14 protein-coding genes and 2 tRNA genes are annotated in these 14,430 nt (G+C 71.3%); 4 read left to right on the top strand and 12 right to left on the bottom strand.

The genetic code is table 11. From position 1 onward, the window contains the following. Positions 1-3: 3 nt before the first annotated feature. A complete protein-coding gene (locus tag LQ940_RS06905; protein ID WP_231242261.1) occupies positions 4-1,080 on the top strand; it encodes a trans-sulfuration enzyme family protein in 1,077 nt (358 codons plus the stop codon). Between the two features lie 69 nt (positions 1,081-1,149). Here LQ940_RS06905 and LQ940_RS06900 read toward each other — a convergent pair whose 3' ends face one another. After that, entirely contained in the window at positions 1,150-2,154 is a 1,005-nt protein-coding gene (locus tag LQ940_RS06900; protein ID WP_231242260.1) for an NAD(P)H-dependent glycerol-3-phosphate dehydrogenase, read from the bottom strand. Next, positions 2,151-2,915 (bottom strand): lysophospholipid acyltransferase family protein, encoded by a 765-nt coding sequence (locus tag LQ940_RS06895; RefSeq protein ID WP_231242259.1) that lies wholly within the window; start codon positions 2,913-2,915, stop codon positions 2,151-2,153. The genes LQ940_RS06900 and LQ940_RS06895 overlap by 4 nt, the downstream gene beginning before the upstream one ends. 72 nt (positions 2,916-2,987) lie before the next feature. On the opposite strand from LQ940_RS06895, the gene cofC reads away from it, so the two are divergent. Continuing rightward, entirely contained in the window at positions 2,988-3,617 is a 630-nt protein-coding gene (cofC, locus tag LQ940_RS06890) for a 2-phospho-L-lactate guanylyltransferase (protein WP_231365082.1), read from the top strand. 48 nt (positions 3,618-3,665) lie between these two features. Here the strand turns inward: cofC and LQ940_RS06885 are convergent, their stop codons facing one another. From LQ940_RS06885 to leuC, 3 genes are all read right to left on the bottom strand, one after another. Next, positions 3,666-4,298 (bottom strand): HU family DNA-binding protein, encoded by a 633-nt coding sequence (locus LQ940_RS06885; RefSeq protein ID WP_231242257.1) that lies wholly within the window; start codon positions 4,296-4,298, stop codon positions 3,666-3,668. Positions 4,299-4,526: 228 nt separating this feature from the next. After that, positions 4,527-5,126 (bottom strand): 3-isopropylmalate dehydratase small subunit, encoded by a 600-nt coding sequence (gene leuD / locus LQ940_RS06880; protein WP_231242256.1) that lies wholly within the window; start codon positions 5,124-5,126, stop codon positions 4,527-4,529. Between the two features lies 1 nt (position 5,127). Continuing rightward, positions 5,128-6,549: a 3-isopropylmalate dehydratase large subunit gene (gene leuC, locus LQ940_RS06875; RefSeq protein ID WP_231242255.1), complete on the bottom strand. Its 1,422-nt coding sequence runs from the start codon at positions 6,547-6,549 to the stop codon at positions 5,128-5,130. 165 nt (positions 6,550-6,714) lie between these two features. Between leuC and LQ940_RS06870 the strand changes: the two genes are divergently transcribed. After that, complete coding sequence (locus LQ940_RS06870) at positions 6,715-7,437, top strand: IclR family transcriptional regulator (protein WP_231242254.1); 723 nt, start codon at positions 6,715-6,717, stop codon at positions 7,435-7,437. Positions 7,438-7,538: 101 nt separating this feature from the next. On the opposite strand, the gene LQ940_RS06865 is transcribed toward LQ940_RS06870, so the two are convergent. Further along, entirely contained in the window at positions 7,539-8,018 is a 480-nt protein-coding gene (locus LQ940_RS06865; protein ID WP_231242253.1) for a methylated-DNA--[protein]-cysteine S-methyltransferase, read from the bottom strand. A 1-nt stretch (position 8,019) separates the two neighbouring features. Then, complete coding sequence (locus LQ940_RS06860; protein ID WP_231242252.1) at positions 8,020-9,519, bottom strand: AlkA N-terminal domain-containing protein; 1,500 nt, start codon at positions 9,517-9,519, stop codon at positions 8,020-8,022. Positions 9,520-9,645: 126 nt separating this feature from the next. Between LQ940_RS06860 and LQ940_RS06855 the strand changes: the two genes are divergently transcribed. Further along, positions 9,646-10,827, top strand: coding sequence for an LCP family protein (locus LQ940_RS06855; RefSeq protein ID WP_231242251.1), 1,182 nt, complete (start codon positions 9,646-9,648; stop codon positions 10,825-10,827). Positions 10,828-10,890: 63 nt separating this feature from the next. Here LQ940_RS06855 and LQ940_RS06850 read toward each other — a convergent pair. The 5 genes from LQ940_RS06850 to LQ940_RS06830 all read right to left on the bottom strand — a co-directional run bounded on the left by LQ940_RS06850 (position 10,891) and on the right by LQ940_RS06830 (position 14,419). Further along, a tRNA-Glu gene (locus LQ940_RS06850) sits at positions 10,891-10,963 on the bottom strand. Positions 10,964-11,054: 91 nt separating this feature from the next. Then, positions 11,055-11,126 (bottom strand) — tRNA-Gln (locus LQ940_RS06845). 55 nt (positions 11,127-11,181) lie between these two features. After that, positions 11,182-12,120: a CPBP family intramembrane glutamic endopeptidase gene (locus LQ940_RS06840; RefSeq protein WP_231242250.1), complete on the bottom strand. Its 939-nt coding sequence runs from the start codon at positions 12,118-12,120 to the stop codon at positions 11,182-11,184. Beyond that, complete coding sequence (gene gltX / locus LQ940_RS06835) at positions 12,120-13,613, bottom strand: glutamate--tRNA ligase (RefSeq protein ID WP_231242249.1); 1,494 nt, start codon at positions 13,611-13,613, stop codon at positions 12,120-12,122. Before gltX ends, LQ940_RS06840 begins: the two co-directional genes overlap by 1 nt. Then, positions 13,610-14,419 (bottom strand): fumarylacetoacetate hydrolase family protein, encoded by an 810-nt coding sequence (locus LQ940_RS06830; protein ID WP_231242248.1) that lies wholly within the window; start codon positions 14,417-14,419, stop codon positions 13,610-13,612. Before LQ940_RS06830 ends, gltX begins: the two co-directional genes overlap by 4 nt. Between the last annotated feature and the right edge of the window lie 11 nt (positions 14,420-14,430).

The raw sequence follows: 14,430 nt of genomic DNA, 5'->3' as shown, positions 1-14,430 counted from the left end.
GGCATGCCCGAGGACGCGCCCGACCTGCAACCCGCCACGATCGCCGTCACGGCCGGACGGCCGCCCCACGAGCCGGACCAGCCGCTCAACACCCCGATCACCATGACCTCGACCTACGTCGCCGGCGGCAGCCTGGAGTACGGCCGCTACGGCAACCCGACCTGGGCCGCCTTCGAGGAGGCGCTCGGCGCCCTGGAGGGCGGGCGCTGCCTGGCCTTCTCGAGCGGCCTGGCGGCGGTCACGACCGTCCTCGACCTGGTCGGCCAGGGCGGCAAGGTGGTCGCCCCCGCGCACTCCTACACCGGCACGCTGCTGCAGCTGGCGGACCTGGAGGCCCGCGGCCGCATCACCACCGAGCTGGTGGACATCACCGACACCGCGGCGGTGACGGCCGCATGCGCCGACGCCGCGCTGGTGTGGTTCGAGTCGCCCACCAACCCGGCGCTCGAGGTCGCCGACATCGCGGCGATCGCGAAGGCCGCGCACGACGAGGGCGCCTACGTCGTCGTGGACAACACCTTCGCCACACCGCTGCTCCAGCAGCCGCTCTCGCTGGGCGCCGACATCGTGGTCCACTCCGCCACCAAGTACCTCGCCGGGCACAGCGACGTGCTCCTGGGCGCCGTCGCCACCGCCGACGACGAGCTGTTCGCCGTACTGAAGGGCCGTCGCGACCTGCTGGGCGCCACCCCCGGCACCCTCGAGGCCTGGCTCGCCCTGCGCGGCCTGCGCACGCTGCACCTGCGCGTCGAGCGGGCCCAGGCCAACGCCACCGAGCTGGTCGCCCGGCTGCGCGAGCACCCCGCCGTCGCCGAGACCCGCTACCCGGGCTTCGGTGGGATCGTCTCCATCGTCCTCGCCGGGGAGGCGCTGGCCGCCGACCTCCTGGTGGCCAAGACCCGGCTGTGGGTCCACGCCACCAGCCTCGGCGGCGTCGAGTCGACGTTCGAGCGCCGACGCCGCTGGAAGGCCGAGCCCGTCACCATCCCCGACGGCCTGGTCCGCCTCTCCGTCGGCATCGAGGACGTCGAGGACCTCTGGCACGACCTCAGGACCGCCCTGGACACGTTGGTGCCTTAGCTCCCACCGCCGACCGACACGCTCCGTCGCGGCTCGACCACCAACAGACCGAATGACCTCGTGCCTCGGTCAGTCGGTCTCGGCCTTGGTGTCGCGGGCGATGAAGGCGTCGACCATGTCCTTGGCGGTCATCGTGCCGGCGACGACGGCGTCGACGTGGTGGGCGACGGGGGCGTCGACCCCGGAGCGCTCGGCGAGCGCGAGCAGGGAGGCACAGGACTTGGCGCCCTCGGCGACCTGACGGGTGGAGGCGAGGATCTCCTCGGTGGTCAGGCCCTGGCCGAGCTTCTCCCCGAAGGTCCGGTTGCGCGAGAGCGGGGAGGAGCAGGTGGCGACCAGATCCCCCAGCCCCGCGAGGCCCATGAGGGTCAGCGGGTTGGCGCCGAGCTTCATGGCGAGGCGCGCGGTCTCGGCCAGGCCGCGGGTGATGACCGAGGCGGTCGTGTTGTCCCCGAAGCCCAGGCCGACAGCCATCCCCACCGAGAGCGCGACCACGTTCTTGTACGCGCCACCGAGCTCGCAGCCGAGCACGTCGACACTGGTGTAGGGGCGGAATGCCGCCGAGTGCACCCGCTTCTGCAGCATCCGCGCGACGCCCTCGTCCTGGCAGGCGACGACCGAGGCCGCCGGCTCCCGGCGCGCGATCTCCTTGGCGAGGTTGGGGCCGCTGATGACCGCGATCTGCTCGGGTCCGGCACCGGTCACCTCGGCGATGACCTCGCTCATCCGCTTGAGCGTGCCGAGCTCGACGCCCTTCATGAGCGAGACCATGACCGCGTCCTTGTCGACGTACGGCGCCCACTCGACGAGGTTGTCGCGCAGCGACTGCGACGGCACCGCCAGCACGACCACATCGGCTCCGGCGAGCGCCTCCTCGTGGTCATGGGTGGCCGAGACGGCCGGCGGCAGCTGGATGCCCGGCAGGTAGTCGACGTTCTCGTGCTGCTCGTTGATGCTCGCGCAGACCTCCTCACGGCGGCCCCAGATCGTGACGTCGTTGCCGCCGTCGGCGAGGACGATGGAGAAGGCGGTGCCCCAGGAACCGGCACCGAGGATCGCTACCTTGTTGCTCACGCCTTGTCCTTCTTGTGGGGGTTGCCGGTCGGCCTGATGCCGGCCTTGCGCGGGTCGAACCGGACGGCGGGCGCGTGCCCGCCGCGGACATCCTCGACGAGGGAGGTGATCGCCGCCATGATCCGGTTCGTCGCCTCCTGGATCGCTCCGGCGCTGAGCGGCTGCTCGAGCAGGTCGGAGAGGTCGACGGGGTCGCCCACCTTCATGGTGATCCGCTTGCGGGGGAACAGGTCGGGCCGCGTGGAGTAGGGGTAGAGGATCTCGTGCGCCCCCCACTGGCCGACCGGGATCACGGGGCATCCGGTCTCGAGCGCGATCCGCGCCGCGCCGGACTTGCCGGCCATCGGCCACAGGTCGGGGTCGCGGGTCAGCGTGCCCTCGGGGTAGACCACCACGCACTTGCCCTCGCGCACTGCGGTGACCGCCGCGTCGAACGCGCCCGCCGCGCCGCGGCTCATGCGCTCCACCGGGATCTGTCCGGCCGAGCGCAGGAACGCGCCCAGCGCACGGTTCTTGAAGAGCCCGGACTTCGCCAGGTAGTGCGGGATCCGGCCGTGGTCGTAGACCAGGTGCGCCGCGGTCAGGGGGTCCAGGTGCGAGACGTGGTTGAGGACCAGCACGAACCCGCCGGTCTCCGGCAGCTTGTGGCCGTCGATCCACTCATGGGTCGTCGTCGCCAGGAGCGCGGGCTTGACGATGGCGACAGCGAAGCCGAACGCCCAGCCACGTCGCTCCTGCAACTTGCGCACACGAACCTTCACGGGAGCACGCTACTCGCCGAGGTGACCGACACCACCCCGTCGCCCCCGCGACGCGCCTGGCAGGATCGTGTCGTGGTCTCGTCGTACGTCGTCATCGTGCCGGTGAAGCCTCCCGCCCTCGGCAAGTCGCGTCTCGTCGGCCTCGACGACGCACGTCGTCGTGGGCTGGCCCGCGCGTTCGCCCTCGACACGGTCACCGCCTGCCTCGCCGCCGAGCACGTCGCCCAGGTCCTCGTCGCCACCGACGACGCGTCGTTCGCGCGCGAGCTGGGCGATCTGGGCTGCGCCACGGTCCCGGACGGCGACACGACCGACCTCAACTCCGCGCTGCGCCAGGCCGCCGCCGAGGCCCTGCGACGCTGGCCCGAGCTCACCCCCGCGGCCCTGCTCGCCGACCTGCCCGCCCTGCGAGCGGGTGAGCTCGACCGGGCACTCGCGTCCTTCGATGCGCAGGGGCCGTCCTTCGTGGCCGACGCCGACGGCGTGGGCACGACGATGTACACGGCGCCGTACGACCAGTTCGACCCGCAGTTCGGACCGGACTCGCGCCACGCCCACCGGGTCTCTGGCGCCCTGGAGCTCGGCCTCGATCTGCCGTCCCTGCGACGCGATGTCGACGACGTGGACGGCCTGCGCGCCGCAATCGCGCTCGGGGTGGGCGCCGCGTCGCAGGTGGTCGCCGCCGAGCTCGACCTGACCTGACGACGGGCCGCCCTCCCGAAGGAGGACGGCCCGTTCGACTGAGGCGGGTCAGGACTTCTTGGCGGCAGCCTTCTTCGCCGGAGCCTTCTTGGCGGTGGTCTTCTTGGCGGGAGCCGTCTTCTTCGCTGCCGTCTTCTTGGCCGGCGTGGCCTTCTTGGCGGGCGCCGCCTTCTTGGCCGGAGTGGCCTTCTTGGCGGCAGTCTTGGCCGGAGCCGCCTTCTTGGCGGCGGTCTTGGCGGGAGCCGCCTTCTTGGCCGGGGCCGCCTTCTTGGCGGTGGTCTTCTTGGCGGGAGCGGCCTTCTTGGCCGGGGCCGCCTTCTTCGCAGGGGCGGCCTTCTTGGCGGTCGCGGCGGCCTTCTTGGCGGCAGGCGTCGCGGCACCGACCGTCAGCTTGGGCAGCTTCTTCGCGCCGGAGACGACGTTCTTGAGATCGGCACCGGCACTGAACTTCGGCACCGCCGTCTTCTTGGCCTTGATCCGCGCGCCGGTCTGCGGGTTGCGCACCCAGCGGGCCTCGCGGATCCGCTTCTCGAACGACCCGAAGCCGGTGATGGCGACCTTCTCGCCCTTGGCGACCTCACGCGTGATCGTGTCCAGCACGGACTCGAGGGCGTGCGACGCTGCCTTGCGGTTGCCCTCGTAGCGCGCTGCGAGTGCGTCGATGAGCTGTGACTTGTTCACTAGCTTCCCTTCCAATGAACTGGTGGTGCCGAGACATTCGCTCGACTTTCATCAACGCACGCTAGGCATGAGTGGCGTTCGCCACAATCACCACGCCGACGAATGCACGACCTATTTTCCGGCGCGCTTTTCGCGAATTCCGCTCAGCCACGCGGAATTCCGGCTCGAAAGAGCACGAGCACCGGCGCTGACCTACGAGAATCAGCAACCCTGGTTGGGAAAAGCCAGTTAGAGAGTGGCCGGCTTCCAGCTCGGGCGCGACGACTCGTAGGCCGTGATGTCGTCGGCGTTGCCCAAGGTGATTCCGATGTCGTCGAGCCCCTCGAGGAGGCGCCACCGGGTGTAGTCGTCGATGTCGAAGGAGTCCTCGATGGCCTCAGGGCCCTCGCCGGCACGGACCGTGCGTGACTCCAGGTCCACCGTGACGACCGCGCCGGGGTTCGCCTCGAGGTAGTCCCAGAGGCGCTGGACGACCTTCTCGTCGACCTGGGCGGCGAGCAGCCCGGCCTTGCCGGAGTTGCCGCGGAAGATGTCGGCGAAGCGCGGCGAGATGACCGCCTTGAAACCGTAGTTCTGCAGCGCCCACACGGCATGCTCGCGCGAGGAGCCGGTGCCGAAGTCGGGTCCGGCGACGAGCACCGAGCCGTCGGCGTACGCCTCGTTGTTGAGGACGAAGCCGGGGTCGTTGCGCCAGGCGCTGAACAGCCCGTCCTCGAAGCCGTCGCGGGTCACCCGCTTGAGGTAGACGGCCGGGATGATCTGGTCGGTGTCGACGTTGCTGCGACGCAGCGGGACGCCGACACCGGTGTGCGTCGAGAACTTCTCCATGTCAGTTGCCCCCTACGGTGACGGGCTCGAGATCGGCGGGCGAGGACAGCGTGCCGCGTACGGCGGTCGCCGCGGCGACCGGCACGGACACCAGGTGGGTGCGGCCGCCCTTGCCCTGGCGTCCCTCGAAGTTGCGGTTGGACGTCGACGCGCTGCGCTCGCCGGGAGCCAGCGTGTCGGGGTTCATGCCCAGGCACATCGAGCAGCCCGCCCCGCGCCACTCGGCGCCGGCCTCCTTGAAGACCGCGTCCAGCCCCTCGGCCTCGGCCTGGAGGCGGACGCGCGCCGAGCCCGGCACGACCAGGAAGCGGGTGCCCGGGGCGACGGTGTGGCCCTGGATGATCTCGGCCGCGAGCCGCAGGTCCTCGATGCGCCCGTTGGTGCAGGAGCCCACGAAGACGGTGTCGACCTTGACCTCCCGCATCGGGGTGCCGGCCTCGAGCGCCATGTACTCCAGCGCCCGCTCGGCGGCGACGCGGTCCTGCTGGTCGTCGAAGCTGGCGGGGTCCGGCACCGCGGAGCCGAGCGGGACGCCCTGCCCCGGATTGGTGCCCCAGGTGACGAACGGGGTCATCTCGCTGGCGTCGAGGACGATCTCCTCGTCGAAGGTGGCGTCCTCGTCGGTCACCAGGGTCTTCCAGTGAGCGACGGCGGCGTCCCAGTCGGCGCCCTTCGGCGCCTCGGGCTTGCCCTCGATGTAGTCGAAGGTGGTCTGGTCGGGAGCGATCATCCCGGCCTTGGCGCCCCACTCGATGCTCATGTTGCACACCGTCATGCGGCCCTCCATCGAGAGCTCCTCGATGGCCTGACCGCGGTACTCCACGATGTAGCCCTGGCCCCCGCCGGTACCGGTCTTGGCGATCAGCGTGAGCACCATGTCCTTGGCGGTGACGCCGGGCGGCAGGCTGCCGTTGATGGTGACGGCCATGGTCTTGGGCTTGGCCTGCATGAGGGTCTGCGTCGCCAGCACGTGCTCGACCTCGGAGGTGCCGATGCCGAACGCGATGGCGCCGAACGCGCCGTGCGTGCTGGTGTGGCTGTCGCCGCAGACGATCGTCATGCCGGGCTGGGTGAGGCCCAGCTGCGGGCCGACGACGTGCACGATCCCCTGCTCGATGTCGCCGAGCGGGTGCAGCCGTACGCCGAACTCCGCGGCGTTCTTGCGCAGGGTCTCCACCTGCGTGCGCGAGACCGGGTCGGCGATGGGCTTGTCCCAGTCGACGGTGGGGACGTTGTGGTCCTCCGTCGCCAGTGTGAGGTCCGGGCGGCGGACCTTGCGCCCGGCGAGGCGGAGTCCGTCGAACGCCTGCGGGCTGGTCACCTCGTGGATGAGGTGGAGGTCGATGTAGAGCAGGTCCGGCTCTCCCGGCTGGGATCGAACGACGTGCTCGTCCCACACCTTCTCGGACAATGTCCTGCCCATGATTCCACTCCTTCGTGACGCGCGGTCTCGTGCTCGAACCACGCTACGCCTTCGTCCCATGATCTGAGACTGGCATCTTACGATGTGGGCAACGCGCCTCGACACGCGGGTCCAGGATCGTCCCCCTCACTTGCATCCCATGATCTGAGACGGCAGTATTGCCATATGGACAACTCCAGTGGTGTCGGCGTCCTCGACAAGGCAGCGCTGGTGCTGACCGCGCTCGAGTCCGGGCCCGCGACGCTCGCCGGACTCGTGGCCGGGACGGGTCTCGCCCGGCCCACGGCCCACCGCCTCGCCGTCGCGCTCGAGCACCACCGGCTGGTCGCCCGCGACATGCAGGGCCGCTTCGTGCTGGGCCCGCGGCTCGCCGAGCTCTCCGCCGCCGCCGGCGAGGACCGCCTGCTGGCGACCGCCGGCCCGGTGCTGGCCCGGCTGCGCGACATCACCGGCGAGTCCGCCCAGCTCTGGCGCCGCCAGGGCGAGCACCGCGTCTGTGTGGCCGCCGCCGAGCGCCCCTCGGGCCTGCGCGACACGATCCCCGTCGGCTCGCAGCTCACCATGAGCGCCGGCTCCGCGGCCCAGGTGCTGCTGGCCTGGGAGGACCCCGAGCGCATGCACCGCGGCCTGCAGAACGCCGCGTTCTCCGCCGCCGCCCTCTCCGGCATCCGCCGCCGGGGGTGGGCCCAGTCCGTCGGCGAGCGCGAGCAGGGCGTGGCCTCGGTCTCCGCGCCCGTCCGCTCCCCCGGCGGCAAGATCATCGCCGCCGTCTCGGTCTCCGGGCCGCTCGAGCGCCTGTCCCGCCAGCCCGGCCGCATGCACGCCCCCGCCGTCCTCGCCGCCGCCGAGCGGCTCTCGGAGTCGCTGCGCCGGGCTGCTGCTGACTGAGCCCCTGTCGAGTCCCGCGGGCGGCGTTCGTCTCACCGGGTCTCGACAGCTCCGTCGCGCTCGACCTGCCCTCGTCTTCTGAGGGAGCGCTGCGCGCTCCCTCAGAAGAGGGCATCCTGCTCGAGCTCGAGGAGGGTCTGCTTGCGGGCGACTCCGCCGGCGTAGCCGGTGAGGGTGCCGTTGGCGCCGATGACCCGGTGGCAGGGGATGACGATCGGGATCGGGTTGCTGCCGTTGGCCAGACCGACGGCGCGGGAGGCGGCGTTGGTGCGGCCGAGCTGCGCGGCGATCTGGCCGTACGACGCGGTCTGGCCGTAGGGGATGCCGACCAGCTGCGCCCACACCTGCTGCTGGAAGGCGGTGCCGATGGGAGCGAGCGGGAGGTCGAACTCCTTGAGGTCTCGGGCGAAGTACGCGCTCAGCTGGCGGACCGCCTCGACGAGCACCGGATGGGCGTCGTCGCGCGCACCGCGCACGCGGCCGTCGGCGGCGGCGTAAGGCGAGAACTCGATCGCCGTGATCGCGCCGCCGTGCTCGACGACGCGCAGCTCGCCGACGGGTGAGTCCAGGGTCGTCCACATGTCAGTCCTCCTCGTTCGACGACGCGGGCGCCATGGCCGGCATCAGGGTGTTCCACAGGTGCATCAGGGCGTAGGAGCGCCAGGGGCGCCACGCGTCGGAGGCGGCGACCACGGCGGCCGGATTCTGCCCGAGGCGGGTGAGCGCCTGGCGCACCCCCACGTCGGTCGGGAGGAAGACGTCGGGGTGGCCGAGCGCCCGCATCGCCACGTAGTCGGCCGTCCACGGGCCGATCCCCGGCAGCGCCAGCAGCGACCCGCGTACGGCGTCACGGTCCGGGCCGCGGTCCAGCGCCACCGCACCGGAGGCGAGCGCGGCGCAGAGAGCGACGACGGCGCGACCGCGGGCGCGCGGCATCGGCAGCGACTCCGGGTCCACCGCGGCCAGCGTGGCGGCATCGGGGAACAGGTGCGTCAGTCCGGGGATGTCCGAGTCGACCGGGCGGCCGTGGGCCGCCACGATCCGGCCCGTGACCGTGCACGCTCCGACCACGCTGACCTGCTGGCCGATGACCGTGCGGACCGCGACCTCGTCGCCGTCCACCTGCCCGGGGACCCGTAGCCCGGGCGTCGCTCGGACCAGCGGGCCCACGACCGGGTCACCGGCGAGGTGGTCAGCCACCGCGAGCGGGTCGCAGTCGGCGTCGACCAGCCGGCGTGCGCGCTCGACGGCGGCCGCCGTGTCGCGCAGGTCGTGCAGCGCGAACGTCGCGGTCGCGAAGGCGGTCTCCCCCGGCTCGGCGGCGTCGTCCACATCGAGCCGCACCGTCCCCGGACCGTGCGGCAGGTCGAGCGTGCGGGCGTACCACCCGGGCCCGGCCGTCTCCACGCCCGGCACCAGGTGGTGGGCCAGGAAGGCCAGCAGTGCGCGACCGGCGAACGGCGTGCGCACCGCGAGGCGCATCGTCACCGCGCCCGTCGTCCGCCGGCCGCCCCGGCGCCCACGCAGGTCGGTGGGCGAGGCGGCGTAGACCTCGCGCACGGTGTCGTTGAACTGGCGCACGCTGGCGAAGCCGGCCGCGAAGGCGATGTCGGCGTACGACAGGTCGGTGGTCTCGATCAGCACCCGCGCGGTCTGCGCCCGCTTGGCGCGGGCCAGCGCGAGCGGGCCGGCGCCGAGCTCGGCGACGAGCAGGCGCGAGAGGTGGCGCGGGGTGTAGCCGACTCGGCGGGCCACCCCGGCGACGCCCTCGCGGTCGACGACGCCGTCGGCGATCAGCCGCATCGCCCGGCCGGCCGCCGTCGCGGCGACGTCCCAGTCGGGGCTGCCCGGAGTCGCGTCCGGCAGGCAGCGCTTGCAGGCGCGGAACCCGGCGGCCTGGGCCGCGGCGGGGCTCGCGTGGAAGCTGACGTTGGCGAACGCCGGCGTGCGCGCCGGGCAGGACGGGCGGCAGTAGATGCCGGTGGTGCGGACCGCGGTGTAGAACACCCCGTCGAAGCGGCGGTCACGGGACTTCACGGCGCGGTAGCAGGACTCCGGGTCCCACCGCTGGCTCGTCCGCATGCCCCCATCATCCCCCACCCCCCAGCTCGGCACTGGCGGGAATCGGACATGGGGAGCCGCTCGCGCGAAACCTCCGTGACTCCTGGTCTTCACCAGCGGTGACCAGGGGTTTGTGATGATGTGAACGTGGCCGACGACCCGACGGCGCCGACGAACGACCCGGCGCCCCAGACCCCGCATCCCCAGCATCGCCGCACTGTCCTGCGGGTCATCCTGGTGACCCAGGTGGTGCTCGCGCTGCTCACCGGCGTCGGGGTCTCCTTCGCCTACCACCAGCTCAACGGCAACATCGAGGCGCTGCCCGCGATCCCCGACGAGGTCGAGCGTCCCGACAAGGTCGAGGTCGAGGGACCGAAGCAGCCGATCAACATCCTGGTGATGGGCGACGACAGCCGAGTCGGCGCCGGCAACAAGATCGACCGGGAGGCGGGCGCCGGCGGCTCGGACACCACGATCCTGCTCCACATCTCCGCCGACCGTCAGGACGCGTACGGCGTGAGCCTGCCGCGCGACGCCCTGGTGGACCGGCCCGAGTGTCTGCTCCCCGACGGGGAGAAGGTGCCCGGCGAGAAGCTGGCGATGTTCAGCGACGCCTACAAGCTGGGCGGGCCGCTGTGCACCGTGCAGATGGTCGAGCGGCTCACCGACATCCGCATCGACCACCAGGTCGTCGTCGACTTCAACGGGTTCAAGGACATGGTCGACGCCGTCAAGGGCGTCGAGGTCTGCATCCCCAAGGACGTCGACGACGACAAGCACAACATCCACTTCGACGCCGGCACCCAGACGCTGACCGGTCGCCAGGCCCTCAACTACGTCCGCGAGCGCTACGTCCTGTCGCTCACCGGCGACATCGGTCGCATGAAGCGCCAGCAGGCCTTCATCGCCTCGATGATCAACAAGGTGGTCTCCGGGCGCACGCTCTCCAGGCCGGACCGGGTCTTCAAGTTCCTGGACGCGGCGACCGAGTCGCTGCAGCTCGACGAGGAGCTCGCCAACCTCCCGGCCCTGGTCGACCTCGCCATGGACCTGCGCTCCACCGGTCTCGACGACATCAAGTTCGTGACCGTGCCGTTCGCGGAGTACGAGCCGGACCCCAACCGGCTCGTGTGGACCGAGCAGGCGGAGGACCTGTGGAAGCGCATCCGCCACGACCGCCCGCTCGGCCGGGCGTTCAGTGGCGACAGCCTCAGCGCCGACGAGCCGGTCGGCACGCCCAGCGGCTCCGCGTCGCCCGACGGTGGGTCGACCCCCGAGGCGGCCGAGGAGCGAGCCGAGGCCCGCCGCCAGGCCGGCCTCTGCACCTGACGGTGACGACAAGACGACGAAGGGCCTCGAGCAGCGTCTCCGCCGCTCAAGGCCCTTCTGCTGTACCCCCGACCGGATTCGAACCGGCGCTACCGCCGTGAGAGGGCGGCGTGCTAGGCCGCTACACAACGGGGGCCAACGTGGTGCTGCTGTTGTTGCTGGTGGTGCTGCGCCAGACTATCGAAGGGAGTCTGCCGCACAAAATCCCGGTCTCCACCGGGATCTCGCTGGGATACTAGGACTCGAACCTAGAATAACTGGACCAGAACCAGTCGTGTTGCCAATTACACCATATCCCATGGTTTTACTGCTGTTCGGCGCCTCCGCCAGTGCTTCAGCAGCCGACGAGAAACCTTACACGCGAGGTCGGATCGGCTCCAAAACGGGTTGCTCCCAGGTGCGCCGTACGCCCATCAGACGCGACACCCAGACGGCCAGGCCGAGGTAGACCAGCGACTGCGTCAGCGTCACCGGGAGACTCCACCAGGTGCCGCCGGTGGGGTTCAGCGCGGAGGTCATGTCGCCGAACGCGAGCGCCGCTCCGAAGGCCAGGAAGTTGTTGAGGACGTGCATCGCGATCCCGGCCTCGAGGCCGCCGGTGAGGATCACCAGCGCCCCGGCCACCAGGCCGAACGCCAGCCGGTCGACGAAGATCGGCGGGTCCTGCGCGCCGTGGGCGAGAGCGAACAGCAGGGCCGGGACCACGACCGCGGCGACCATGGCGAGCCGCGGGCTGCGGAACACCCCGCCGACGGCCTGGGTCAGGTAGCCGCGGAAGGCGTACTCCTCCCCCGCCGCCTGCAGCGGGGTCAGCAGCACGATCACCAGCAGGAAGTCGCGCGTCTGACGGGTGAACTCGTTGAGGTCGCCGGACGTCTCGACGTCCTGCGCCGGCACGAACGCCCCGACGACCACGGTCGCCATCAGGGCCAGCATGGCGAGGCCGAAGCAGGCCGCCAGCCAGCTCCAGCGGATCCGCCCGCCGACCGAGGCCAGCCAGCCCGGCCGCAGGCGGTGCACCGCCCACGCCACCAGCCAGACCGCCGGGATGGCCACCGCCCAGCCCAGGTTGATGACGGCGAGGTACGCCGGCGTGACCTCGCCGATGCCGGAGAGCTGGTCCAGCGCGTCGTCGGGCGAGGTTCCCCGCACGACGAGGAGCACGGTCACGGCCAGCGTGACGACCAGCTGGAGGGCGAAGACCAGCGCCACGACGGCGACGACCCCGACCAGGGGCCGCCACCACGCCCAGCGGACGGCACGCTGCAGCCGGTGGTAGCCCAGCGGCTCCATCAGACCAGCACGCTGCGCAGCCGGCTCAGGCTGCGCTCACGTCCGAGGAGCTCCATCGACTCGAAGAGCGGCGGCGAGACGCGACGACCGGTGACGGCGACGCGCAGCGGGCCGAAGGCCACGCGCGGCTTGAGTCCCATCCCGTCGACGAGCTCGGACTGCAGCGTCTCCTGGATGGCGGCTGCCGACCACTCCTCGAGGTACTCCAGCCGGGCGAGACCGCGGGCGACGACCGCGCGGCCGTCGTCGTTCAGGAGCTTCTCGACGTCGGCGGGGTCGCGAGTGAAGGCGGCCTCGTCCACGAACAGGAAGCCCAGCATCGCGGGCGCCTCGGAGAGCGTGTTGATGCGCTCGGCGACCAGCGGCATCGCCAGCTCCAGCAGCTGCGCGTCGGCGTCGGACACCGGGTCGGACACCACCCCCGCCGCCTTGAGGAACGGGATCGCCCGGTGCGTGATGTCCTCGACCGAGAGCCGGCGCATGTGGGCGGTGTTGATCGCCTCGAGCTTCTTCAGGTCGAAGCGGGCGGGGTTGGGGTTGACCCGTCGGATGTCGAACGCCTCGACCATCTCGGCCATCGTGAAGACGTCGCGGTCGGCGGCGATCCCCCAGCCGAGCAGGGCCAGGTAGTTGAGCAGACCCTCGGGCAGGAAACCGCGCTCGATGTACTCGGAGAGCCCGGAGCCCTTGTCGCGCTTGGAGAGCCGCTTGTTGCCCTCGCCCATGACGATCGGCAGGTGGCCGAAGCGCGGGGCGCCGGTGCCGACCCCGAGGTCGTGCAGCGCCTCGTAGAGCGCGATCTGGCGCGGCGTGCTCGAGAGCAGGTCCTCGCCGCGCAGGACGTGGGTGATGCCCATGAGCGCGTCGTCGACGGGGTTGACCAGGGTGTAGAGCGGGTCGCCGTTGGCGCGCAGCAGCGCGAAGTCCGGGACGTGCTCGGGCAGGAAGGTGATCTCGCCGCGCACCAGGTCGTCGAAGGTGATCGGGGCGTCGGGCATCCGCAGCCGCAGCGTCGGGCGGCGCCCCTCGGCCAGGAACGCGTCACGCTGCGCGTCCGACAGCTCGCGACAGTGGCCGTCGTACCCCTGGATCTTCGAGCCGGCGGCCTTGCGGCGCGCGTCGACCTCCTCGGTCGTGCAGTAGCAGTCGTAGGCCTTGCCGCCCTCGCGCAGCCGGGCGGCGACGTCGGCGTAGATGCCGAAGCGCTCGCTCTGGCGGTACGGCGCGTAGGGGCCGCCAACCTCGGGGCCCTCGTCCCAGCCGATCCCCAGCCAGCGCAGGGAGTCCAGGATGGAGGCGTAGCCCTCGTCGGTGTTGCGCGCCAGGTCGGTGTCCTCGATGCGCAGGACAAGCGTGCCGCCGTAGTGGCGGGCGAAGGCCCAGTTGAACAGCGCGCTGCGCACGTTGCCGACGTGGATGAAGCCGGTCGGGCTGGGGGGGAAGCGGACGCGCACCTGCTCGGGTGCGAGGTCGCCCAGGACGGGGTCGGTCATCGTGTTGCCACCTTGTTGGTGAGGGTGCCGAGGCCGGCGATCGAGATCTCGACCTCGTCACCGACCTCCATGGGGCCGACACCCTCGGGGGTGCCGGTGAGGATGACGTCGCCGGGTAGCAGCGTCATCACGCTGGACACGTGCGCGATCAGCGCCGGGATGTCGAAGATCATGTCGGCCGTCGAGCCGTCCTGCACGAGCTCGCCGTTGAGGTGGGTCTGCAGCCGCACCCCGTCGCTGAAGTGCTGCGGATCCAGGTCGGTCTCGATCCAGGGGCCCAGCGGGCAGAAGGAGTCGAAGCCCTTCGCGCGGGTGAAGTGACCGTCGCTGCGCTGCAGGTCGCGCGCGGTCACGTCGTTGGCGATCGTGTAGCCGTGGATGACGTCGGTGGCCTGCTCGGGGGGCACGTCGCGGCAGATCCGACCGATGACGACGGCGAGCTCGCCCTCGTAGTGGAGGTCCTGCGTCTGGCGCGGGTAGTAGATCGGGTCGTCGGGACCGATCACGCTCGTGTTGGGCTTGAGGAACATCAACGGCTCTGCGGGCAGGTCGTTGCCCAGCTCGGCGGCGTGCGCGGCGTAGTTGCGCCCGATCCCGACCACCTTGCTGCGCGGCAGCACTGGCGCCAGCAGCCGGACGTCGGAGAGCCGGTGCTCCTGGTCGAGCAGCTTGATCCCGACGTAGAGCGGGTCGCCGGCGATCGCGACGATGACGCTGTCGTCGGCCGGCTGGCCGAACTCGTCGACCTCACCCGTGACCACACCGTAGGACGGCCCGGATTCGGTGGTGAACCTCACGATGCGCACCTCTCGAGCCT

It is taken from the genome of Nocardioides sp. cx-173 (assembly GCF_021117365.1).
Classification (GTDB): Bacteria; Actinomycetota; Actinomycetes; order Propionibacteriales; family Nocardioidaceae; genus Nocardioides.
The sequence above is the reverse complement of the archived record's forward strand: the minus strand, read 5'-3'. Positions and strand labels throughout refer to the sequence as shown.

What these genes read in the sequence shown, in the direction of transcription:
- LQ940_RS06905 (WP_231242261.1), top strand. Translation starts at nt 4, where the DNA reads ATGCCCGAGGACGCGCCCGACCTGCAACCCGCCACGATCGCCGTCACG.
- leuD (WP_231242256.1), bottom strand. Translation starts at nt 5,126, where the DNA reads ATGGAGAAGTTCTCGACGCACACCGGTGTCGGCGTCCCGCTGCGTCGC.
- leuC (WP_231242255.1), bottom strand. Translation starts at nt 6,549, where the DNA reads ATGGGCAGGACATTGTCCGAGAAGGTGTGGGACGAGCACGTCGTTCGA.
- LQ940_RS06870 (WP_231242254.1), top strand. Translation starts at nt 6,715, where the DNA reads ATGGACAACTCCAGTGGTGTCGGCGTCCTCGACAAGGCAGCGCTGGTG.
- LQ940_RS06865 (WP_231242253.1), bottom strand. Translation starts at nt 8,018, where the DNA reads ATGTGGACGACCCTGGACTCACCCGTCGGCGAGCTGCGCGTCGTCGAG.
- LQ940_RS06860 (WP_231242252.1), bottom strand. Translation starts at nt 9,519, where the DNA reads ATGCGGACGAGCCAGCGGTGGGACCCGGAGTCCTGCTACCGCGCCGTG.
- LQ940_RS06840 (WP_231242250.1), bottom strand. Translation starts at nt 12,120, where the DNA reads ATGGAGCCGCTGGGCTACCACCGGCTGCAGCGTGCCGTCCGCTGGGCG.
- gltX (WP_231242249.1), bottom strand. Translation starts at nt 13,613, where the DNA reads ATGACCGACCCCGTCCTGGGCGACCTCGCACCCGAGCAGGTGCGCGTC.